Annotated in this window: 22 protein-coding genes; 19 read left to right on the top strand and 3 right to left on the bottom strand. The window is 61.9% G+C overall.

The features are described 5' to 3' along the window. The first annotated feature begins 12 nt into the window (after positions 1 to 12). The 9 genes from IPF36_RS16565 to IPF36_RS16525 all read left to right on the top strand — a co-directional run bounded on the left by IPF36_RS16565 (position 13) and on the right by IPF36_RS16525 (position 6,789). The gene (locus IPF36_RS16565) at positions 13 to 342 is read left to right on the top strand and encodes a hypothetical protein (protein ID WP_195428920.1); all 330 of its coding nucleotides are present in this window, start codon (positions 13 to 15) and stop codon (positions 340 to 342) included. Between the two features lie 177 nt (positions 343 to 519). After that, positions 520 to 993 (top strand): glycine zipper 2TM domain-containing protein, encoded by a 474-nt coding sequence (locus IPF36_RS16560; protein ID WP_195428911.1) that lies wholly within the window; start codon positions 520 to 522, stop codon positions 991 to 993. Between the two features lie 84 nt (positions 994 to 1,077). Next, on the top strand, positions 1,078 to 1,479 hold the full coding sequence (locus tag IPF36_RS16555; protein WP_195428902.1) for a hypothetical protein: 402 nt from the start codon (positions 1,078 to 1,080) through the stop codon (positions 1,477 to 1,479). Positions 1,480 to 1,650: 171 nt separating this feature from the next. Further along, positions 1,651 to 2,034, top strand: coding sequence for a hypothetical protein (locus IPF36_RS16550; RefSeq protein WP_195428900.1), 384 nt, complete (start codon positions 1,651 to 1,653; stop codon positions 2,032 to 2,034). 9 nt (positions 2,035 to 2,043) lie between these two features. Beyond that, complete coding sequence (locus IPF36_RS16545; RefSeq protein ID WP_195428898.1) at positions 2,044 to 2,514, top strand: hypothetical protein; 471 nt, start codon at positions 2,044 to 2,046, stop codon at positions 2,512 to 2,514. Between the two features lie 226 nt (positions 2,515 to 2,740). Then, positions 2,741 to 3,130, top strand: a complete 390-nt coding sequence (locus IPF36_RS16540) for a hypothetical protein (RefSeq protein ID WP_195428896.1) — start codon at positions 2,741 to 2,743, stop codon at positions 3,128 to 3,130. Positions 3,131 to 3,196: 66 nt separating this feature from the next. Next, positions 3,197 to 4,753 carry a hypothetical protein gene (locus IPF36_RS16535; RefSeq protein WP_195428894.1) on the top strand — a complete coding sequence of 519 codons (1,557 nt, stop codon included), beginning with the start codon at positions 3,197 to 3,199 and terminating at the stop codon, positions 4,751 to 4,753. Between the two features lie 439 nt (positions 4,754 to 5,192). Then, positions 5,193 to 6,161 (top strand): DUF932 domain-containing protein, encoded by a 969-nt coding sequence (locus tag IPF36_RS16530; RefSeq protein WP_195428892.1) that lies wholly within the window; start codon positions 5,193 to 5,195, stop codon positions 6,159 to 6,161. Between the two features lie 262 nt (positions 6,162 to 6,423). After that, positions 6,424 to 6,789: a hypothetical protein gene (locus tag IPF36_RS16525; RefSeq protein ID WP_255519804.1), complete on the top strand. Its 366-nt coding sequence runs from the start codon at positions 6,424 to 6,426 to the stop codon at positions 6,787 to 6,789. A gap of 89 nt (positions 6,790 to 6,878) precedes the next feature. On the opposite strand, the gene IPF36_RS16520 is transcribed toward IPF36_RS16525, so the two are convergent. From IPF36_RS16520 to IPF36_RS16510, 3 genes are read right to left on the bottom strand one after another with little or no spacing between them, the layout of a single operon-like run. Beyond that, positions 6,879 to 7,289, bottom strand: coding sequence for a polymer-forming cytoskeletal protein (locus tag IPF36_RS16520; protein ID WP_195428888.1), 411 nt, complete (start codon positions 7,287 to 7,289; stop codon positions 6,879 to 6,881). Positions 7,290 to 7,294: 5 nt separating this feature from the next. Next, positions 7,295 to 7,954, bottom strand: coding sequence for a hypothetical protein (locus IPF36_RS16515; protein ID WP_195428886.1), 660 nt, complete (start codon positions 7,952 to 7,954; stop codon positions 7,295 to 7,297). Continuing rightward, complete coding sequence (locus IPF36_RS16510; protein WP_195428884.1) at positions 7,941 to 8,507, bottom strand: hypothetical protein; 567 nt, start codon at positions 8,505 to 8,507, stop codon at positions 7,941 to 7,943. The genes IPF36_RS16515 and IPF36_RS16510 overlap by 14 nt, the downstream gene beginning before the upstream one ends. 785 nt (positions 8,508 to 9,292) lie before the next feature. Here IPF36_RS16510 and IPF36_RS16505 point away from each other — a divergent pair. The 10 genes from IPF36_RS16505 (at position 9,293) to IPF36_RS16460 (ending at position 20,630) form a co-directional block, all read left to right on the top strand. Further along, positions 9,293 to 10,582, top strand: a complete 1,290-nt coding sequence (locus IPF36_RS16505) for a hypothetical protein (protein WP_195428882.1) — start codon at positions 9,293 to 9,295, stop codon at positions 10,580 to 10,582. A 91-nt stretch (positions 10,583 to 10,673) separates the two neighbouring features. Beyond that, positions 10,674 to 12,113, top strand: coding sequence for a metallophosphatase family protein (locus tag IPF36_RS16500; protein ID WP_195428880.1), 1,440 nt, complete (start codon positions 10,674 to 10,676; stop codon positions 12,111 to 12,113). A 174-nt stretch (positions 12,114 to 12,287) separates the two neighbouring features. Beyond that, entirely contained in the window at positions 12,288 to 12,803 is a 516-nt protein-coding gene (locus IPF36_RS16495) for a hypothetical protein (RefSeq protein ID WP_195428878.1), read from the top strand. Next, the gene (locus tag IPF36_RS16490) at positions 12,791 to 15,115 is read left to right on the top strand and encodes an SMC family ATPase (protein WP_195428876.1); all 2,325 of its coding nucleotides are present in this window, start codon (positions 12,791 to 12,793) and stop codon (positions 15,113 to 15,115) included. Before IPF36_RS16495 ends, IPF36_RS16490 begins: the two co-directional genes overlap by 13 nt. Positions 15,116 to 15,193: 78 nt before the next feature. Then, the gene (locus IPF36_RS16485) at positions 15,194 to 15,697 is read left to right on the top strand and encodes a hypothetical protein (RefSeq protein WP_195428873.1); all 504 of its coding nucleotides are present in this window, start codon (positions 15,194 to 15,196) and stop codon (positions 15,695 to 15,697) included. Between the two features lie 180 nt (positions 15,698 to 15,877). Further along, complete coding sequence (locus IPF36_RS16480) at positions 15,878 to 16,108, top strand: hypothetical protein (RefSeq protein ID WP_195428871.1); 231 nt, start codon at positions 15,878 to 15,880, stop codon at positions 16,106 to 16,108. Between the two features lie 454 nt (positions 16,109 to 16,562). Beyond that, positions 16,563 to 17,999 (top strand): group II intron reverse transcriptase/maturase, encoded by a 1,437-nt coding sequence (gene ltrA, locus IPF36_RS16475; protein ID WP_195428869.1) that lies wholly within the window; start codon positions 16,563 to 16,565, stop codon positions 17,997 to 17,999. A 164-nt stretch (positions 18,000 to 18,163) separates the two neighbouring features. Beyond that, on the top strand, positions 18,164 to 18,574 hold the full coding sequence (locus IPF36_RS16470; protein WP_255519803.1) for a hypothetical protein: 411 nt from the start codon (positions 18,164 to 18,166) through the stop codon (positions 18,572 to 18,574). Between the two features lie 14 nt (positions 18,575 to 18,588). Further along, positions 18,589 to 18,789, top strand: a complete 201-nt coding sequence (locus IPF36_RS16465; protein WP_195428867.1) for a cell division protein ZapA — start codon at positions 18,589 to 18,591, stop codon at positions 18,787 to 18,789. Between the two features lie 71 nt (positions 18,790 to 18,860). After that, the gene (locus IPF36_RS16460; protein WP_195428865.1) at positions 18,861 to 20,630 is read left to right on the top strand and encodes a phosphoadenosine phosphosulfate sulfotransferase; all 1,770 of its coding nucleotides are present in this window, start codon (positions 18,861 to 18,863) and stop codon (positions 20,628 to 20,630) included. Positions 20,631 to 20,658 lie beyond the last annotated feature (28 nt).

Below are 20,658 nucleotides of genomic sequence, written 5' to 3'. Positions count from 1 at the left end.
GAGCACACCACTATGCAAGACCTTCATGTCTTTGCCTCTCTCGAATACCGACCCGTTAGGGTAGCCGGCGACTGGCTACCCGATGACTTCGCAGTTGATGCTTACTGGAACGGTGTCGGTTGGAACGGCTTCGTGGTGCCATTGTTTACGCTTGCATCAGCGCAGCAACTATGCAAATCGATGCCAACCCTTGAGTTTGTAGCGAGTGATTCGTCATTCCTGCTTTCCGAAGAGCACGGTGCGGTATCCATCCAGGGAAAGCCGTATCGCGTTGGCGGGGCGGAGCTGATGCTGTATGCGATCGGCGACAGTTGGTGTTGGCGTCACGCCGAATCCAGCTGAGTAGGCTGCGCCGGATTGAACGACTCCACAAACGCGCTCGACACTGCTAACATAGGTGCACCTACCGCGTCTCCGACGCATCGACACTTCCGGTTGTATAGCCGGACATCTCTTTTTTCCCCACCTACGGGCCTTCCTGCCCGTGGGCATGTTGGCCCCATTTTCGTTGAGGCCATCATGATCAAGCGATTCTTCCTGCTTTTCCTTTGCTGCCTCGTTTTCACCGGCTGCGCTGCTCAGCCGACTTCGCCCAATACCTACCGGGCGACGGAAGCGCTGCGCACGAGTAGCGCCGAAGCTGTCACAGTCGTCAGGGTTCGTCCTGTCACGATTGTCGACAGGGACGGCATTATGTCGGCCCACACCGGCGTACCCGGTGTCCTCGGTGCCGTCGTCGGCGCGGTGCTTGGTGCGCGCATCATCGGCGACGGCAATGGCCGTTACCTGGCCGGCGCCCTGTCGGGGACCGTCTCGGCGGTCATCGCACAGACAGCGGCGAACCAGTTGAGCCGCCGCGATGGCGTGGAAGTCATTGTCCGCACGGACAGTGGCCGCCAGGTCGTCGTGACCCAGGATGCGGATCAGCAATTCGTATCTGGCGAGCGGCTGTTCCTCGTCTCGGGTGCCGGCGGCTACCGTCTCACTCGCTAACGAACTCTAGCTGGAGTTCCATATCCTGCAACTACCCCGCGCGGAGTCTCCGTGCGGGGCTCCACGCGTCCATCGGAGCATGCCATGCCCGCATTCGCAGACGCACCATTGAGGTTCGCCCCCATCCTCACCGAGGGCAAAACCGTAGCCGAAGTCCTTCGACAGCTCGAAGACGGACTTCGCGGTTCTGAGTTGGAGCCTGAGTGGTTGAACGCAGCCAACTTCCACAATGACGACAACGAAGCCCTGTACGGCCCGAAGACAAATCGGCCATGGCCAGTCCTCGGGGCTCGCGATCGGCTCGCTGTCTACCTGCAGAGAAGTTGGTCGGAAGGTTGGGGCGTCTTCGTCGATCGTATCGGCTATATCGGCAACGCGCCGAACCTCACGACAACGGCCGAGAAACTGCTGATTGGCAAGGCGCTGACGGAACGGCAAGGCTGGGAGGTCGTTCGCGCGATCGTAAAAATGCTCGACGTCACCTGACACCAAGAATGCAAGCCCCGAGAGGGCTTGCCAAAGCCGCCACGGCTTCGGCAACTCGCTTTCACCTGTGTCGCTGACGCATCGACCCACTGTCCGGCATTGCCCGGACCAACCCATTGCGGGACACTCGTCCCGTAGGGAAGGGGTGTCCCGCGCATTCTTGAGGACATCATGAAACTTCCCAAATCATTCTTCGGTCGACACGCGTCGACCAACTCTTCGGCCTGCCAAGCGGTTCGCCGTGACGCATGCCGCGTGCTGCGCCGATTCGCCGGCGACATGGCACTTAGCCCGCGGGACTACACGATTCGCGAGCATCGCCAGCGGCGCCGTGACGTCGACGTGTTCGCCTTGCATACGAATTCGTTGCTTGTCGAGATCCAGACCGGTCGCGGCCAGGATGGCGGCGTGCGCATGTCCTACCGGACCTGTCGCGGTCGTCATGACTTGACCGGCGGGCGCGACAACGCCGTCAACGTGGAGTCGCTGGCCACCGACCAAGGTTATGCCGATCTGGTTTCCACGCTCCGCGTGGTGGCCGGGCGGCGTGGCTGAGGAGTGGCTATGACGACACTGATAAAAGTGACGTTCTCAGCGACATCCGGCGAGGAAGTGTCTGGGAAGGCGCAAATTGATCGAGCCAAGGGCATTGTGACCTTGCCGGCTCGCTTCTCGGTTTCCATTGACCGTGCCAGAAGCGCTGGTGAAGGTTTCGAAATCGTTGCGCATGACAACGGCTTTAAGTATCAACTGGTCCATCAGGATGCGGATCAGTACCGCCTCGACAGCGATTCCCGCCGCCGCGATGGCTTTTGGTATCTCGCCTGGCGGGCCATCATTGAGCCGCACAAGGACCAGCGTCAGCAGTACGGGCGCTTTGCACATACCCTCTCGGCAGCTGCCTTGATCGGTCTGGTCGGTTACTTCAAGTCCGTACAGACATGGTCTCTTCTCGCAGCATGGGAGATCTTCTGCTTGCTTGTCGGCAGTGTTGTACTATTCGTAGTAGGCGCAGTCCTTTCCAAAGGAGATTGACATGTTCGGTTTAGCCGTCCTCGTCGTTACTGGCGTGGTTTCAGCGTTCCTGCTTTGGGCAGATCGCAACGGTCGTCGCGTCCATAAGGACTGAGTCCAAGCCATTCTCAGGGGCCGCCCTCGTCGGCTCCCACTTGAACGCACCTCTTCGGGGTGCGTTTTTCGTTTCCACACCCACGCGGGCGTCGTCCCGTCGGGCCGGCTCCCCTTCTAACGGAGTATCCCGATGGACCGTATCTATGGCGCTGGCCTGGCCAGCTACCCCGCCGGCGTGTTGCTGCGCACCAGTGTCTATTCCACCAACCTGCGCGCGGCATTCTCGCTCGTCTGTGCCGACGATGGCATGCCCTACGGCGCGCTGTCGGTGAACGTGCCAGACGCCGACCTTGCCGAGGACGAGATTCTCACGTCGGCGGACTGGAATCTGCCGGCCGAACTCAAGGCCGCCTTGCTGGGCACCGGCGAGTTCGTCCAAACCGGCCGGTCGAACCAGGTCGGCCTTGGCCGCGGCGAAATCTGGCGTGTTGCGGATCCTGATCTGCTGTCGCAGGTCGCCGCCGCACGCGTGGTCGCCCGGCGAACCAGTCCGGTGCGCCGCGCAGAAGCGCTCGCCTGATTCCCTTCCTTTCCACCCTTTCGGGGCATGCCCCCCGAAGGGGCGTGCTCCGTCTCAGGAGCCACCATGTACGTTGTCCACGTCGGCCAGCAGGCCGAGAATCGCACGTCGCTCGCCGGCGTGCTGCAGCTTTTGAACGATGACCGTGAGGGCCGCGCGCTGCCGCGTCTCGAAGACATTTCCGTTCGTCACATCGAGCGCGGGGCAATCCCGGTAGTGCGCCTGGCGTCCGGCTCTCTTGCGGTCCGCCCGACGGGCACCCGGCGCGCGATCCTGACCATGATCCTCGACGAAGTGGATCGCTTCATTGTGCGCGTGGGTGGAAAGATCCTGCGCCCGCACGAAATGAGCCGCGCGTCCTGGGGCGCTGTGGTGGCCGCCGGCCGCCTGGCGTACTTCCCCGCGGAAGCCATCGACATGTCCCAAGCCGATGCGGGACCGCTCTTCCAGACGGCAGACCTTTTCGAGGAGAAGGGAGCGTTCGACATCGCTGAGTTTGTTTGTGGCGAGTTCGTGCGCAGATTCGGCTACGGCACTAACGGGCCGTTGTATGCCCCAGATGCGAGCCCCAATGTCCGCCATGAGGTTCACGTTGCCTATGCGCTGATGCGTGGAGAGAAGGTTCGGGAATGCATCGTGAATACTTATCGCGAGAACCCGCACCACGGCCGCCATGAACTCTGGCTGAAGCCGCTGATCGAGGTACCCGCGCTGCGCGGTGCATTGTCGGCAAGCGTGCTGCAGGCGCTTTGCCGGACCATGCGTGCCGAGAAGCTTGCGATCACGACACACAATGTTGGCAAGCTGCTCACTGCGCTCCGGCATGTGCCGCACGATGGCTGTGACGTGGAGGTTGACGACGCCCTGTTCGTGGCTGGCATCCTGCCACCGCGGACGGTTCCGACGCCCAAGCCGCAGACCGATGACAACGCACAGCCCGTGACGAACCTGGCTGCACGGATTCACGTGCTGATCAGCCAACGGCAGTTCCAGGAAAGCATGGACAAGGCCAGGGCCGAGCGAGAGGCGCGGAGGATCAGCCAACGCGAATTCGATCGCCAGGCCTGCACCGCTGCAGCTTACCGCGCAGCCTATGGCTACGAGTGGCCGAACCGCGTTGCACTCGCAGTCATGCAGCGCAACGTGGCGGCTGTCCTGCAGATCTTCGACGGGCCGAAGGACTGGAACACAGATTCCAAGCGCGCCCTGCGTGACGAGATCGGCGTCGACGTTCTCCATTGTCCAGCAACGACTCGCCGCCGCCGGCTATTTGAGCTGTGTGGATTCTCGCAAGCCGAACAGGCTGAATGGGAGGCTCACGAGGCCATCGAGAAGGCACAGAAGCGTGCCGAGCGTGAACTGGCTGATGCAATGCGCCAGGCTGAGGCGGCCAAGTACCGGTTGGAAACCGGCCAGGTGATGAGCGGACGCGAGTACGTCGATTTCTGCATTGACGCGGGCTTCTCCCAGCTCATCGACGAGCGCCGCGGTAGTGCAAGACGGTACCTGATCCACGATCCGGTAAAGCGGGCTTCCCGACCGCTGCGCGCCAAGGACGGCACGCTCGACTATGCGCGTGCTCGTCTGGCTCGGGTCGCCGTGCCCGTGGCGCTCGCCGCATGATCGTTTTTCCCCCCGGCCACTGGCTGGGGGCGTCTTCTTCAAATCACTCGTGGATATCCTGAGCATTCGGATTCGTCCGGACGCGACGTTTGCGTTAGCCTTTGGACTACACACAAGCTCTGTTCGCACTGAAGGACGTTCAGTCCGAACCGAGTTTTACCCGCGTCTGCGACGCATCGACCAAGCCGGCATGCCGGCCATCCTTTGCAACTTCCCACAGGGACGATCCCTGTGGGGACGTCTCTTGTGGGCCGCATCCCTGACCCACATGCATCTCCAACCATTGCTGTAGCCGTTTTGGCGCGTGCCCTCCCGGGAAGCGCCATGTCTTGCCCCGCACGCGCGCAATCCTGCGCGCCGCAATTCCGATCATTCCCACTTCCTTCCTGCGACCGGCCTTGGGGCCGTGCTCGCGCTATCCCATTTTCAGGAGCAATCCATGTCCCATCTCGTTCAAACCATGGCTTATGTCGGCGCTACCCCGTGGCACGGCCTTGGCAACCAGCTCGAAAGCAATCAGCCGCTCGAAGTGTGGGCGGACGCTGCTGGCATGAACTGGCGAATCGAGGAAACCGACGTGATGTATCGCGCCGGCTCCCACGATCTCGATCCGATTCATTCGTTCCCCCAACAGAAGGTGCTGTTTCGCTCGGATACCAAGAAGGCACTTGCGACGGTGTCGAAGCGGTACCAGGTGGTCCAGCCCTCGGAAATCCTCGACTTCTACCGCGACCTTACCGAGGTCGGTGGCTACCAGCTTGAAACGGCAGGTGTGCTCAAGGAAGGTCGCAAGCTCTGGGCGCTCGCGCGCACGGGGCAATCGACCAAGATCGCTGGCGTCGACGAGGTGCGCGGCTACCTGCTGCTGGCCACGGCTTGCGATGGCACCTTGGCCACCACCGCCCAGTTCACGTCGGTGCGAGTAGTTTGCAACAACACGCTGCAGATTGCGCTTGGCCGAAACCGCGGCGCCGTCAAGGTGCCGCACCGCAGCCAATTCGACCCGCGCGCCGTCAAGGAAGAGCTGGGCATCGCCATCTCGTCGTGGGATGGCTTCATGGTGCGCATGCATGAATTGGCTGACCGCAAGGTGAGTCAGGTCGAATCGGAACGCTTCTTCCAGCGCTTGTTCACGTACCCGTGGACGAAGCCGGATTCGAACGGTCCCGACAAGGTGAACGAGCGCGGCCTGAAGGCAGTGCTCAATCTCTTCGAGGGCAACGGTCGTGGCGCCACGCTGGAATCGGCGGCCGGGACTGCCTGGGGTCTGGTGAACAGCGTGACCGAGTACGTCGATCACCAGCAGCGAGCGCGCAATGCAGGCAATCGGTTGGATTCAGCGTGGTTCGGTGCCGGCGCTGCACTCAAGCAGCGGGCTTGGGACGCTGCTATCGAGCTCATTGCCTGACGAAATCGTAATTGTTTAGCCCTAAAGCGAACGACGCTCCATGCCGATGTTTGGCGTGGAGGTAGTCGTTTTAGGTCCATAAAGCCCCGGCGATAAGTCCGGGGCTTTTTTTTCGCTCGTTGCCATGATGCTAATTGATTTTTATTCCCGATACCCTCGATGGCTGTTCCGGACCACAGACGCGAAGCGACCTGCGTTTCGTGGCCGCAATGCCTGTCGTAACACGATCAGGACTGACGGGCAGCGAGTCGCGGAGCGACTGATGCAACGGCAGCCAATTGATGTGGCGCATTTCCACAAGGAGCGCTTTCATGAACTCTTTGACGAGTGGCAGAGTCAGCAGGCAGTCCAGGTGGAGTATGACGCGTGGATGGACCAGCGATATGTGCAAGGACCCGCACCCTCAGTGACGCTAAAGCGGGGAAGGGTTGTATTTGATCTAGTACATGGGGCCGTGTACGAAGTGCGCGGCAAGGACGGAAGCGGGCGCATCTTCAGAGTGCAGTTGGCCAATGACTTTCCGTATGTGTCGTTTCGAGATCCCGCCAGCGGCGTTGACTATCCGTGGGTCGGGTTACCTGACGTTTTTACGCAGGCTGAGTTGATGACGCTGCGACGCATGTACTAAAAAAAGCCCGGCAAGAACTGCCGGGCTTTTTGCTTTTGAAAGAGAGGTGTGGAACCGCGCTTTTCGATTTCTTGGGAGGAACATGTTCCTCAACTGATCGCTGGCTCCAACGCTTCGGCGGCAGATTCAGCGACGGTCACCCCCTCCTTTTGTGGGGGCGGAGCGTAACCAACGGACTGGATGCGGGTGATGGTGCCGTCCAGGGCGGCATTCGGGCCAAGGCGGATAGTGCCCGCATAGATGATCCGGCCTTTCACTCGGCCGTTGATCAGCAACGAGGCCCGACCCACGACATCGCCTTCGACCACGCCGTCCACGATGACGTGCTCGCCGTCGACGTTGCCGTGCACCACGCCGCCTGCCGCGATATGCAGTAGGCCTCGGGAAGCGCCAACATTCCCGGTGACCAGCGCCAGGCAGGTAAAGCCATGGTCCGACACAATGTCGCCATGGATGCTCATGCCGGCACGCAGCACGCTGAAGATGGGAGGATTTTCCATGTCGCTCAGAACATCTTGATGTCGGTGGGGGAGTTGGCCTGCTGCGCCGCAGTGTTTCGCGCCGGCGCGGCACTAGTCGGCAGTTGCTGTGCAGTCTTGGCCGGAGCCGGTACGGTCGCAGCCCTCGAAGGTGCTGGTGCAGGTGCTGGCGGGGCTGCAGGTCGCTTCACTATCTCCGCCTTCGACTCCGCCGGTGATCGATCCCGCGCTTGTTCCTCCGGCACCGCGACAGCGGATGCTGCGGAGGCCGGCGCCACTGCAGCCTCGGCGGTTACTGGAATCGCAGCAGACTGAGCAGCTTCGGCCACGGCTACGCTGTCGCTCTTGCGTGGCCATTCATGGCCGCCGCCGGCGGCATTGCGCGCGGAAGCATCGGAAGCTGAATGAAGTGGCTGCACCTGCTCGCTGCCGGCACGCGATTCCCGCTTCCCAATTGATGTGCCAATGGCGAACATGAGCGCCGCGACCGCGACGAAGCCTAGCCCCCATAGCAGCCGGGGATTGCCGTTCAACGCGAACGGGGGAGTTGACGCCTTTGCTGGCGCGGAGGAAGTGCCGCTATAACCAAGATGCGGCGCAGTCGCTGCAACTCCGGCTGTGATATCGATTGTGAGGGGTGGCTGGGCGTATTGAGCATGCAGCTGCTCGATGTCACGCATGTCCATCGGGGGAACTCCGGTGAGAAGAGATCAGTGCGCCGTCGGGGTCGAACTTGTCGGTATCCGGGATGCACAGTTGGTGGATCGCGGTGATGCGCTTTGCTGCGATCTGGATAGTCGTGGCGCGTTGGTCCGGGGAGATGGACCCGCATTCCTGGCTGTAGAGAGTCTCCACGAAGATCCGGTCGAATTGCATCAGCAATCTGAGCAACCGACCGGCGAAGGAATGGGAGACCTTGACCTCCTTTTCCTCGTAGAAGAGCGGAATCTCGACCTGGTCAGTCGTCGAAAGCCAGCTCAGCGCACTGCCATACCACTCCTCCGCGTCGCGGAATGCTTCGTCTAGCGCCTTGACCTTGCCGCCACGCGCCACGACGAACTTGGACGAAGCGTAGTAAAAATGCGCATCCAGGAAGTCGCGCGCGAACTTTGAGCAGTAGGCGTGGAGGGTGGCGGAAGCCGTCGTCGGCGTGAGGCGGCTGAGACGTTCTTCGCTGTTATGTCGCTCAATGGGCTTGAGCCCACTGGCTGATTTCTTGGGTGGATCTTGTTCGGCCATTTTTTCATGTTTTTCGGATGCTCTCTCAGGTTGAAATTGTCTGACACAACCGGGCACCCGATGACTTTGAAAGCTATGGCAAATTGGCGAGCATTCGCATTCCTTGCAGGAATTTTCTGTGCCACAATGCATTCACACCTCGCGTCACTGACGCATCGACCCTGACTCCTGGCGAGTCCATCTTCTGCTTCAAGTCGTGCATTTGCGCACGCGCCGACTGGTTGGCTACCAGTGTGGATCTTCCTTGTGCTAAGTGTTTTCGCCGAACACTTCCCTCATCAGCTCGTAATACGCGTTCTCGCGGTGCCTCCTTGTGAGTGCCACGCGATGGACACCGTTCGAGCCCGGGATCATGTGGAGCTCTCTCTCAAAGGCCCCTCCCGGGCAGAACGGCTGCCGTCGAGCCGATCCGTGAACCTGCGGCCGAACCTGTGGGTTCGCGAAATGGGTTGCTGTGCAGCGTGACCATGCTGCACGAGGACGACTTTACGTCCTCAGCATCGAGTAGCGCGCATTAGCGTGCCGCTCCCTCAGTGCCACGCCCCCGGAAGGGGCGTGGCATTGCAGGTTCTGATATCAAAGCTCGCTGCCGGCGCAATCCGGAGCGGGCTTTTTTCGTTTCTGGCGCGCCTCTCGCGCCGCCAGTCATTTGGAAGCCTGCGAGTCACGCTTCCTCAATTCCGCAACGACCCAGCGCGGGGCCGACACAGCCCAGCGCCTTCGGGAGCATGCTGCGTCCATCCTGGCCGACGTCGTTCTCTTTCCTGAAAGGAGAAAGGACTACCATGCATGCACCCATCACCTACAGCGAACCTGGCGGACGCCGCAGCCTCCTGGAGGAGCGGCCCACACGGCCACCGATCATCGGCAAGATCCGGCCCGGCATCAAGGTCCTGACCAAGGCCGCACGCGAGAAGCCTGAAGCTGTCAAAATCCATGACCGGATGTTGGCGCAGGGGCAGGGATTCGAGCGAATCGGGGCAGAGATTTCCCGGGCAACCGGCATCAAAACGCCCCTTGTTCCGAAGAACGTGCCGTGGTTCACTTGCCGCGGCTCGGACTTCGCCAACCCGGCAGTGGCTGAAGACATCGTGCAGCGCTACGGCGAGGACCGTGGCGACGGCAACGGCTTCCGTCTTTGGCGTTTCCCGGTCATCTTCGCGTTCGACGACTGGTTGAGCAATATGCCCAATCAGCTCGTGGCATGGACGCAGAGCGGTCGTCAGTTCTTCTCGGAGTACGGGCCCGACGGCAGGCGCTACTGCAAGATGTACGCACCCCCCGTGCGCGACGCTCGCGCCAATCGCGCGAAGCGAACCTGGGGCGGCCGCACCATCATCCTGCGCCAGGACGACGATATCCCTGACGGCATCTGCGATCCGCACATGTGCCCGCAGTACCAGGATGGGAATTGCAACCTGTCAGCCAGTTTCTACTTCGCGCTGCCGAGCATTTCCGGCCTTGGCCTTATCGAAATGCCGACAACCTCAATTTATGTCCTGCAAAAGGCTCACGCCGCCATGCAGACCGTTGCGTTGGCGCGCGGCAGGCTGGTGGGCGTCAAGTTCTGGATGGCGAAGCAGGAGGTGGAGATCAGCCGTATCGATGATAGCGGAAGGGCCGTGCGCCAGATGCAGTGGCTCATCACGCTGGACGCCGAGATCGATATCGCTGCCCTGCTGGACGGGTCGGACCGACGTGCGCCGGCACTCGAGTTGGCGACGCAGGCGGTTGCTGCGTTGGAAGACGAGTTGCATCCAGCGGAGCAGACGCCGCTGCCGGACAATGAACCGCCGCAGCAGTCTCAGGTTGTTGATGCTCCAGCGGCGAATGCACTGCCCGTCGACGGCGAGGACCTGGAAAGTCAGTTCGAGGATCTGATGGCGCGTTTGGGCCTGGCCAATCAGGAGGGCCGGGCACAGTTCCGCATCTACGCCTCTGCCACTTTCGGGCGCGGCTGGACCAAGCGTGACCAGGACGTTCGCCAACTGCTCGGCGAAATGCGCACAGCGCTGACCAATCCGCTCGCGTTCCGCGAGCAGGTCTCCGCGATCGCTGCCGAAGTCGCACCGTAACGCTGGCCTTGTGCCGGCATGTCTAGGGGAAGCCGTATGGCTTCCCTTTTCCTTTTGCCGAACGCCGGCACATTCCCTTGGAGGTCATACCATGCACAATGAAGGCGATAGCCTGCTTGTCGCGCATTTCTCGGATCTGCACTATTCCCCTGGCCATCTCGCAGAGGCCGATCGCTGTTTCGGCTTTGCGGTCGATCATGCAATTGCCGCCGGCTGTCAGGTTGGCGTGGTATCGGGGGATTCCACCGACCACCGCCTGGATGCGCACACGCCGGCACTCTCGGCGCTGGCACGCCGCGTTCACCAACTGACTGGGCACATGGCCGTTCTTATGCTGCAAGGCACGTATAGCCACGAGCCCCCGGGCACGCTGGACCTGTTTCGCCTCATCGGCGCACAGTACCCGGTCTATGTCGCGGATCGCATCCATCAGGTTGCGCTATGCGCCGGACGGTTCGTGCCGTCGGCGGGGCCGGTCTTTGACACTGCCGAGATCGGCGTGCTGGTAGCACAGCATGGCATACCGGACGTGGTGTTCACCTGTGTGCCCACGGTCAATAAGGCCGTGTTGGCGGCTGCGGCTGGCGTGGCGAGTGCTGCCACGGCAGTTGGGGATCACCTGGCCGATTATCTGAAGGCGGCGGGCACTGTCAATCGCCAATGGCGATCGCGGGGCGCGCGTACGATCGGCGTTTCCCACGGTACCGTCAACGGGTGCCAGACCGAGCACGGGGTGCCGATGGCCGGATTCGACCACGAATTCACCATTGGTGCGCTGTTCGACGCCGACTGCGATGCCTTCATGCTTGGGCACATTCACCGCGCCCAGCAATGGGCGCAGGAGGGCAGGGTGGTGGCCTATCCGGGCTCCATCGGGCGCTTTCATTATGGTGAGATTGGGGAAAAGGGCTACCTGCGGTGGCAAATTGCTCCCGGCCGGGCCGAGGCCTCGCTGGTGGCGACACCGGCGCGCCAGACCGTCTGCATCGACTTCGATGGCCCACCGGATATGGCGCAGCTGACCGAGATGGCCACCGACGCTGCCGACAAGTTCGTTCGCATCCGTTGGACGGTCAATGAGGAGCACCGCCAGCTTGTGGACCGGGAGGCCATCACGGCTCTCTTTGGCGCCAGTGCCGAGGTGAAGCTCGAAGCCCGGGTGCTACCGGCAGTTCGCAGCCGGGCCGAAGGCATCAGCCGGGCAGCAACGTTGCCCGAGAAGCTGGGACGCTGGTGTGAGTTGACAGGTGTTGAGGCCAATCCGCTCATGGACAGCCTCTCGATGCTTGAAACACTCGATGCGCAGTCGATAGCCGATCGCGTGCTGGCGGATCTTGCTGCTGATCCGGTGCCACCCGCACTTGATGTTTTCCCACCCGAGCCCGTGTTGCCACCGGTCCTAGCGGCGCTGGTTGGCATGGAGCTGGAAGATGCGGTGCCGCCAGTCTCAAAGATGGAACCGGACGCCAAGCCGGCATCGTCGCCAACCGCCCCGGCGATGGACTGGCTGACTGACGATCTCTTTGCGTAGCGATACGCCCACACCTTAGAACATGAGCCATGTTCCGACAGCCCTAGCGGCTGTCGAAACCCGGTTTTCCCCGCGTCCTCGACGCATCGACCCCGCAGTATCCATCCTCTTTCTATCTACCCAGACGGGTGCTTCCCGTCTGGGGCGCACTCCGTCCTTTTCCAGGAGTGCATCATGATTCTGTACCACGCCGGTCCCGACTGGCTGTTCGTTGAAGAAACGTGCATGGACCGCTCGGTGATGGCCAAGCGCCTGGCCGACGCCCATGACTTTACCCAATGCATGCTGTATGAGCCGTTTGGCCAAGGCCGCGGCACTGTGATCGCCAAGCGCGGTCACATGCTGGTCCTGGCGCTTGGTGAGGTCGGCCGAAACACCTTCTTTGCCGTGGCACCTTCCAAGGAGCTACAGGACCTGATCTGGTCAGTGTCCAACGGCTTGGCTTCCCAGTGGAGCCAACTGGAACTCAGGGCCATCACCGGCCTTGGGGATTGGCCAGCGGTGCTCAAGATGGCCGCCGGCGAGTTTGCCGCAGCGCGACGCTCCCTGGAGCGCGCAATCGCTGGCAAGCCGGAACGCGATGTCCCGGTCGTTGCCGAGATGCCGGTGTTTGACGACAACGTCATGGAAATGCCGTCGGATTACCTTCACTCCTTCAACGGTACGGAGGTGTCCGAATGCGTCCACTGAAACTGATGCTCACCGGATTCTATGGGATCCGCGACGGCATGAAGCGCGATAGCGTCACGGTGGACCTGACGACGCTGCCGGGTGGCCTGATCGCCCTGGTTGGCCCTAACGGGGCTGGCAAGACCACGATCATGGACAACCTGCACCCGTTTCCCATCATGCCGAGCCACGCAAGCAAGATGTCGGCCGACGCGTTCTCGTACTGGGACCATCTCTGCGCCCCGCGCGCGGAGAAGGATCTGGAGTGGGAGCACGGTGGCAAGACGTATCGCTCCGCGTTCGCGTTCCGCAATCCTGGAAAGAGCCGCAAGGCCGAGTACTACCTGTTCGAGAAGGACGCTGAAGGTGACTGGAAGCCGCTGCAATTGGCTGACGGTACGCTGTCGGACGGCAAGGCGGACACCTACAGCCGGTGTCTGGAGGCCGTGCTCGGGTCTCCCGAGGCGTTCTTCACCAGCGTGTTTTCCGCCCAGAACCGGCGCCCGCTCGCCAGCTACCAGGCCGGCGAGATCAAGAAGCTGCTCGCCGAGCTGCTCGGGATCGAGCACCTGCGTGACCTGTCCGCGAAAGCGGGCGAGGTTGCCAAGCTGCTCACCCGCTCGCTGGATATCCTGCAGCGCGACGTGTTGACCCTCACGGGAAAGCGCGATCGGGCCGCGGTGGTTGCCAAGGAGATCTGGCAGGTCGGCGAAACCCTGGATACCCAGCGCGAGGCCCGGGACGTGGAGACGGCCAAGGGTGCAAAGCTGATGCAGGAGCGCGCGACGCTGGCTGCGAAGCAGGAGGCCAATGTCGGTACCGAAGCGCGGTTGCGGGAATTGAGCCAGCGCAAGGGCGAGTTGGACCAGCGTGCGGTATTGCTGACCAGCGACGAACAGGCGGCTGCCGGCCGTGCTGCGGCGCGCCGACGCGATCTGGATCGAAACGCGGCAAGCCACCGCGCCGTGCTGGCGGAGGCCTCGGCGATCGAATCTGCCGCCGGCGAGCGGGATGCCTTGCAACTTGCAATCGGCCGGAAGCAGGCGCAACTGGCCAGCCAGCAGGCGACTGTGGAAAAGCTCGATGCGGTGCAGGTCGAGCACGCGGCGCTGAGTTCCGAGCTCAAGGGCCTGGAACAACGCGGTGCCTCGGCGGCACAGTTGGTCAAGTCGCTCAAGCTGCAGGCAGACGTCATCGAGACGGTTCCTTGCCGGAACGACCCGATGCACGCCACCTGCCCGTTGCTGGCACAGGCGCGCAATGCCAAAGCCGGTCTCAATGAGCAGGCAGTGACGGTGGAGGCGCTTCGAGATAGCTATCGCAGGAAGCAGGCGCAGGCGCAGTCGATGCAGGACACGCTTGGGGAGCGCACCAAGGCGCGGAGTGCTTTCACCGCATTGCTGTCCGACCTGGAGCGCGATCAGCAATCGCTGCAGCGCCTGACGGCCCTGGCCGCCAGGAAGCCCATGCTGGACGCCGCACGTGAAGGGCTGGCGCAGGTCGATCGTGATCTGACAGCCTTGGCTGAGGAGGAAGGCACCCGCGCAGACCGCCACAAGCGGGATGCCGCGGATGTGCAGGCCCAGCTCGACGCGGTGCACAGGGAACTGGCAACGCTGGCCACAGAGGATGTGACCGGCATGCTGGCCCAGATGGACCGCCAGATCGCTGCCAGCCGGGAGGCTGGCGCTGCCATCGCCGGCCGGATCGAAGCATTGATCCGGCAGGAAAGCACGCTGGTGGCCGAGCGCGAGCGCCTGGATGTCGAGCTTGCCGGCTTGCCGGCAGCGGAGGCCAAAGCGCAAGCGCTGTCCGACCAGATCGCGCAGTGGAAGCTGTTGGCAAAGGGCCTGGGCAACGATGGCGTGATCGCGTTGTCCATCGATGACGCGGGCCCGGCCATCACGCAAATCGTCAATGACCTGCTGCTGGCCTGCTATGGGCCGCGATTCACCATCGCGATTCAGACGCAGACGGAGCTGGCCAACGGCGAGAAGCGGGAAGGCTTTGCCATCGACGTGATTGACGCCGACAACGACAGCACGAAGGACTTCTCCGTGATGTCAGGGGGACAGAAGATCTGGATCAACGAGTGCCTGACCCGCGGAATCGCCCTGTACCGGGCGCAGGACACAGGACAGGCGTTCCAGACCCTCTTTACCGACGAAGCCGATGGACCGTTGGACACCGAGCGTAAGCGTGCCTTCATGCGAATGAAGCGCGAAGTGCTGCGACAGGGCGGGTACGAGCGTGAATTCTTCATCTCCCACACGCCGGACCTGGTCGACGAAGCCGATGCGGTGATTGACGTCGTGGCCTTGGCTGCCCAGTAGTTCGCACCAACCCCTTTATAGCCATGCCCGTCGCCCCGAAAGGGACGCGGGCATTCTTCTTTTGTATGAGGAGCAATGATGGAATGCATCAACGACGCGATTCTGAGTGAAGAGCAGGATGGGGCGGTCGGCCGGGCGATCGAGCTGGGCAAGCGGCAAATCGAACAGGAAATCGCCGAGGGCCGGATCCCCCCGACTGTGACGGACTTCGCCAAGCTGCACGACTTCGTGGATGCCAACGAGTTTGGCGGGCTTTGTGAGGATGATGGCGAGTGGAACCGTCTTTTCCCGCGCACCAGTGCAGCTGAGGAGGATGTCTTATGCGAGGCAGCCAACCGCGTGCAAGCTGCGTTGAGCCAGTGGCTGACCGCCGGCTCGGACCGGAATGGATTGTTGGTCGAGAAGCTGGTCGAAGATGCACTGAACGCTGCGTGTCTGGCAGTACAGGACGGCCTCAAGGTGACGGCTGGTGACGTTGCAGGCGTGTTCTTCTCGGGTTCGCAGAAGGAAGCCTTTCAGGCCATGTTTGCGCGCTACGTTCTCTGCGAGATCTCGTGCTTGTCTGAGGACGAAGGGGATTGACCCGCTTGGGGCTACATCGTGCTCCGTACCGGTATCAATCGCTTCGTGCGTGTTGTAGAATCGTTGCACTTCTCGCGTCTCTGACGCATCGACCTTGCTGGTTCGCCAGCACAGCTTTTTTCTTTTCCCATTGGGGCTTTGTCCCTATGGGCGAGGCTCCGTCTTCATAGGAGTCTTGCCATGCTGATTCAATCTCGCACGTCCGGCGCAGCGGTCCTCGCAATCGTTGCGGTGTTTTTCGTTGCGCTTTACTTCGTAGTCACCGCACCCGGCGGTGATCTTCCCCGACCCCAGTTGTTCGGCTGCGGCTTTATGGTGGCCTTGATCGGCACCCTGTGGCTCACGCTACGCTTGCGCAGCCTGCGCAAGACCCGGAGCCTCATGAAGCTTGTCCGCTCCGGCTGGCAATAAGCCTGGCCCATCTCGTTCATCGCCCTCTTCGGAGGGCTTTTTTTGTGTGCCGAGCATGTTCAACAGCTTGGGGGTGAAAGTCCCCTGTCCAACCTGATGGTGGTGAAGGACTAGTGAAGCGCAAGGGCGTCGTCGTGAGGCGGGGTCTGAAAGAAGCGCGTAGCAAAGCCATGACCTGACGAACAGAAACCAGATATAAGGCCTGCCCGGCCGGACGAGCGGGCAAATGATCGCGAAGTCCATAGCCATCAAGGACCGGGGTGGTAAATCTGGCAGGTGTGTGGTGAAGGCGGTTGGACTTACCTCGGGAGGTCTGCCTGGTGTCCTGGAATCAGGACTGAGTGGCTCGCGAGGGCCGCTGACCGCTCGGCAGGAGTCAGCAGACGGCGTAGTACGGTGGAAACACCGGAAGGCCTGAACGGCATGGAGTGGCAAGTAAGCCGGAAAACTCGCAATGGAAGAGCAGCAGAAAACGCTTAGCGGCCTTGATCTCGGGGATATGGGTGAAGCCCAGACGCCTTGCCGTCGAGGGGCTGAATCCAAGGCGGCGAACCCCGAGACTGAAAGCCCGTCGGCTAGTGACCGACTGATGGAAGAGATTTGTGAGCGAGAGAATTTAAAGTTAGCTCTAAAGCGAGTGAAGGCAAACAAAGGGGCGCCGGGCGTGGACGGCATGACAGTTCACGAGTTGCCGGCGTTCCTGCGGGAGCAATGGCCAAGCATCCGAGCAGCGCTCCTTAGCGGCTCATACCGGCCTTTGCCTGTCAGGCGAGTCGAGATTCCCAAACCGGATGGGGGCGTGCGCAAGCTCGGCATCCCTTCGGCGCTGGACCGGTTCGTTCAGCAGGCGGTGTTGCAAGTGCTGCAGAGGCAGTGGGACCCAACCTTTTCCGAGTCCAGCTACGGCTTCCGTCCAGGGCGTTCGGCACATCAGGCTGTTGCCCGAGCGCAGCGCTACCTTCAGGCGGGGAACACGTGGGTTGTGGACCTCGACCTGGAGAAGTTCTTTGATCGGGTGAATCATGACATTCTGATGTGCCGTGTCGCAAAGCGAGTTAGCGACAAGCGACTTCTGAAGCTGATACGCGCGTTCTTGACAGCCGGCGTGTTGGAAAACGGGCTGGTTGGGGCAACGGTCGAGGGAACGCCGCAAGGCGGCCCCCTCTCGCCGTTGCCTTCCAATTTGTTGCTTGATGACCTTGACCGTGAACTGGAGCGACGGCGCCTATGCTTTGTTCGCTATGCAGATGACTGCAATGTCTATGTGCGCAGCGAACGGGCCGGGAAACGGGTGATGGAGGGTCTTAAGGCCTTTCTAACCAAGAAGCTCAGGCTGACGGTAAACGCCGCGAAGAGCGCAGTTGCGCGCCCAGACCAACGGAAATTCTTGGGTTTTACCTTCCTCCTCGGAGCCAAGTCGATTCGGCGGGCCGTATCGCCGTCGGCGCTGTTACGGTTCAAGGACCGGGTGCGATCCATAACCCGTCGGTCACGCGGTGTAGGCCTCGACCAGATAGTTGACGAAGTCCGGCGCTACTTGATCGGATGGCGCGGCTACTTTGGCTTCGCGGAAACCCCTAGCCTGCTTCGTGACCTCGATTGCTGGGTGCGCAGACGCCTGCGCTGTTTTGTCTGGAAGCAATGGAAGCGTAGTCGCACCCGCTTTGCCGAGATGGTCGCCCGTGGTGTTAAAAAGGACCTTGCAGCGAAAGCTGCCGGGTCTCCACATAGTCACTGGCGCCTAAGCCTTGCACCTGGTATCACGATTGCGCTGCCCAACAGCTACTTCGATTCTCTTGGCCTTCCGTCGCTAGGTCCACGCCGATCAACCAAGCCGAACCGCCGTGTACGGACCCGTACGCACGGTGGTGTGGGAGGGGTCGGGCCGTGAGGCCTGCCCCTATCCCGATTGCCTCTTACCTGGAGTAGCTCAATGGGCCTGATGGTGGTGATCGCCCATCGAGGGAACATCCTTCGATGGCATAGAAGCGCCCGCGCAAGCAGCGGGTCTCCTGCGTGTGCTGGCTGACGAGGTCGTGGCACGGCTTCCCATGCTTGAGCCTGGCCAATCTGTTCGCCTTGACCCGCGATCTGGAGTGTGCGCGGTGGCGACATTCACGCCTGCATGACGCGGCTTCTCTCTTTCAATTGCTTGCAGGCTTCGGCCTGTTAGCTTCAATTCCTCAGACAATGGAAAAAATCATGATTCCGGCGGATAAGGCCGCCAAGCTGTTGCCCCGTGGCAAGAAGGTGCACACGTTCTTCAAAGTCTTCGGCTGGATGGGGGCGGACGTTGATCGTGAAAAGGTGCTGGCGGCATTTGAGTCAGCTAAGGAGGTCGAGATTTCGGCCGACGCCGCATGCTTCAACCATCACCTTGCCGTTGTGATGGACGGCATGCGGACCTACATCGACACCAACCAAACCGCGCTTCGCAAGCTGCATCCGCAGCTCGCTGGTGCGTGACGGGGGAGGGATCGATGGACCTGATCGTCAGCATTTGTCTGAATGCCCCGGCGTTCGATGGCTCTGACGGCCCGGCAGAGGCGGCCCGCCGGCTTCGCCAGCTGGCCGGTGAAATCGAAGCCAATGTTCGGGATTTCTCGGCTTGCGCCGAAGGGCAGCGGATTGCGGGCTCCCCGGACGACTGCAGCTGCATCGCATACCTCGCAGACCTGTAGCCAATCATTCTGTCAACCAACCCATGGGGGCACGCCCCTATGGGGGTGCCCTATCCAAATAGAGGGGTACCATGCAAGCCATTTCTCTCTTTCCCGTTGGGACCCTCGATCCTATCGAGGACCGTGCAGACCAGGCCATCCTGGCCATCCGCCAATTGCTCGAGGCCGGGCATCCGCTGGTCATCGCCTACAGCGGCGGCAAGGACAGCAGCATGGTGGCCGCACTCGCACTGCATGCAGCGGTGCTTCACCGCGCTGCCGGCGGCAACCCGCTCATAGTGGTCACGACTGGTGACACGCTGGTGGAGTCTCCGGAGGTGACGGAGCATTACCGCTGCGAGCTGGGGCGCATGCGTGTGTTCGGCAAGCGGCACGGCATCAAGGTGCAGACGGGCATCGTCCAACCCGCGATGGCCGCAACCTTCCAGATAAAGGTCCTGTCGGGCCGGGCGCTTCCGAGCTTTCCTGGGACGCACGGCGACTGCAGCACCGACCTGAAAATCGGTCCACAACGGGCCTTCCGGCGGGGCCTCTTCCGCTCCCTGGCTCAGGAAGGGCACGCCGAACCTGTGACGCTGCTCGGCACGAGGTACGGGGAAAGCACGAGGCGGAACCTCGCCATGCGCCAAAGGGGCGAGTCAGCGGCTCGGCCGGCGCGCAATCCAGATGGCGACCTGGTGCTCAGTCCGGTCTGCCACTGGCAGGACGACGATATCTGGGAGGGAATCGCGCTTTACGGCAGCGGCGCGCGCCCAGGCTACTCCGACTTCGAGGACATGCGCCGGATCTACGCGCATGCGGTGGGCACCTCCTGCGCCGTCGTCGCTGACGCGATTCTTTCCGGAGGCGGCGGCTCACGGCGCCAGGGCAAATGTGGCGCACGACTGGGATGCCACGTTTGCCAAATGGCCGAGGACAAGAGTCTGGCCAACATGGTGGAGTACGACGCGCGCTATGCCTACGCCGCGGGCCTGCAGCAGTTGAACCGGTTCATTCGCAACACCCGCTTTGACTGGGGCCGTCGCCACTGGGTGGGTCGAACCATTCGAGGCGGGTTCATCAAGGTCCAGCCGGACACCTACCATCCGACGATGGTGCGGGAACTGGTGCGGTACATGCTGCAATTGGACTACGACGAGCAGTGTCGCGCTGAGCAAGCCGGCGAGCGCCCGAAGTTCGAGCTCTTGCCGCTGGATATGCTGGTGGCCGTCGACGCGCTTCAATCACTAAACGGGCTGGCCAGGCCGTTCGCCGCCTGGGCAGATTGGCGGGATATCCGCACGCGTGGTGTCAGGTACGACATCCCGGACGTGCCACTGTTCGCGCAGACCGCGGTGCCGCAGGCGCGTTTCCTGCATGTCGGGGAGGGCTGGGACGACACGTCGGCCGCTGCGGAATGGACTGGTCTGCGCGACCCCTACCTCGAAAGCTTCACAGCGGATTCGGCGTGTGGACCGGAGATTCAGTTCACAGCTGCCGGTCGTGCAATCTGGGCGCTACCAACCGATCAGCAGTTCTCGGTGGACCCGGAAGCGGCGCTGCTGATTTCCGAGTTCGAGCTAGACCGATTGCTGCAGACCCATGATGCTGGCGTGGCACCCGGCCAGGTCGTCTACGGCTACCGGTGGTATGCGCAGTACGGCTGCCTCACGCTGTCGCATTCACAGCGCGCCGAGCACGACGAAATCGCGCGGCGCACCGCCTACAAGGATCGCCTCGGGCTGACCCTTGAGTATGACGTCGGGGCCTTGCAGAAGCGGGCATTGCACTTCGAAGACCTACCGCCGGCGGGACAGGCGGCGTGGCAGCAGGTCGCGACGCCGCAGCATTCGCTGTTCTGAACCGTTAACATGTAGAAAAGCCCCGAAT

It is taken from the genome of Cupriavidus sp. IK-TO18 (assembly GCF_015549295.1).
In the GTDB taxonomy this organism is placed as follows: Bacteria; Pseudomonadota; Gammaproteobacteria; order Burkholderiales; family Burkholderiaceae; genus Cupriavidus; species Cupriavidus oxalaticus_A.
Note: the sequence above shows the minus strand (reverse complement) of the source record. Positions and strands in the feature narration are given on the sequence as shown.

Excerpts from the sequence above, each read along its gene's own strand:
- IPF36_RS16540 (WP_195428896.1), top strand. The coding sequence starts at position 2,741 with ATGGACCGTATCTATGGCGCTGGCCTGGCCAGCTACCCCGCCGGCGTG.
- IPF36_RS16545 (WP_195428898.1), top strand. The coding sequence starts at position 2,044 with ATGACGACACTGATAAAAGTGACGTTCTCAGCGACATCCGGCGAGGAA.
- IPF36_RS16525 (WP_255519804.1), top strand. The coding sequence starts at position 6,424 with ATGCAACGGCAGCCAATTGATGTGGCGCATTTCCACAAGGAGCGCTTT.
- IPF36_RS16505 (WP_195428882.1), top strand. The coding sequence starts at position 9,293 with ATGCATGCACCCATCACCTACAGCGAACCTGGCGGACGCCGCAGCCTC.
- IPF36_RS16480 (WP_195428871.1), top strand. The coding sequence starts at position 15,878 with ATGCTGATTCAATCTCGCACGTCCGGCGCAGCGGTCCTCGCAATCGTT.
- IPF36_RS16520 (WP_195428888.1), bottom strand. The coding sequence starts at position 7,289 with ATGGAAAATCCTCCCATCTTCAGCGTGCTGCGTGCCGGCATGAGCATC.
- IPF36_RS16490 (WP_195428876.1), top strand. The coding sequence starts at position 12,791 with ATGCGTCCACTGAAACTGATGCTCACCGGATTCTATGGGATCCGCGAC.
- IPF36_RS16515 (WP_195428886.1), bottom strand. The coding sequence starts at position 7,954 with ATGGACATGCGTGACATCGAGCAGCTGCATGCTCAATACGCCCAGCCA.
- IPF36_RS16510 (WP_195428884.1), bottom strand. The coding sequence starts at position 8,507 with ATGGCCGAACAAGATCCACCCAAGAAATCAGCCAGTGGGCTCAAGCCC.
- IPF36_RS16500 (WP_195428880.1), top strand. The coding sequence starts at position 10,674 with ATGCACAATGAAGGCGATAGCCTGCTTGTCGCGCATTTCTCGGATCTG.
- IPF36_RS16550 (WP_195428900.1), top strand. The coding sequence starts at position 1,651 with ATGAAACTTCCCAAATCATTCTTCGGTCGACACGCGTCGACCAACTCT.
- IPF36_RS16535 (WP_195428894.1), top strand. The coding sequence starts at position 3,197 with ATGTACGTTGTCCACGTCGGCCAGCAGGCCGAGAATCGCACGTCGCTC.
- IPF36_RS16495 (WP_195428878.1), top strand. The coding sequence starts at position 12,288 with ATGATTCTGTACCACGCCGGTCCCGACTGGCTGTTCGTTGAAGAAACG.
- IPF36_RS16485 (WP_195428873.1), top strand. The coding sequence starts at position 15,194 with ATGGAATGCATCAACGACGCGATTCTGAGTGAAGAGCAGGATGGGGCG.
- IPF36_RS16565 (WP_195428920.1), top strand. The coding sequence starts at position 13 with ATGCAAGACCTTCATGTCTTTGCCTCTCTCGAATACCGACCCGTTAGG.
- ltrA (WP_195428869.1), top strand. The coding sequence starts at position 16,563 with ATGGAAGAGCAGCAGAAAACGCTTAGCGGCCTTGATCTCGGGGATATG.
- IPF36_RS16465 (WP_195428867.1), top strand. The coding sequence starts at position 18,589 with ATGGACCTGATCGTCAGCATTTGTCTGAATGCCCCGGCGTTCGATGGC.
- IPF36_RS16530 (WP_195428892.1), top strand. The coding sequence starts at position 5,193 with ATGTCCCATCTCGTTCAAACCATGGCTTATGTCGGCGCTACCCCGTGG.
- IPF36_RS16460 (WP_195428865.1), top strand. The coding sequence starts at position 18,861 with ATGCAAGCCATTTCTCTCTTTCCCGTTGGGACCCTCGATCCTATCGAG.
- IPF36_RS16560 (WP_195428911.1), top strand. The coding sequence starts at position 520 with ATGATCAAGCGATTCTTCCTGCTTTTCCTTTGCTGCCTCGTTTTCACC.
- IPF36_RS16555 (WP_195428902.1), top strand. The coding sequence starts at position 1,078 with ATGCCCGCATTCGCAGACGCACCATTGAGGTTCGCCCCCATCCTCACC.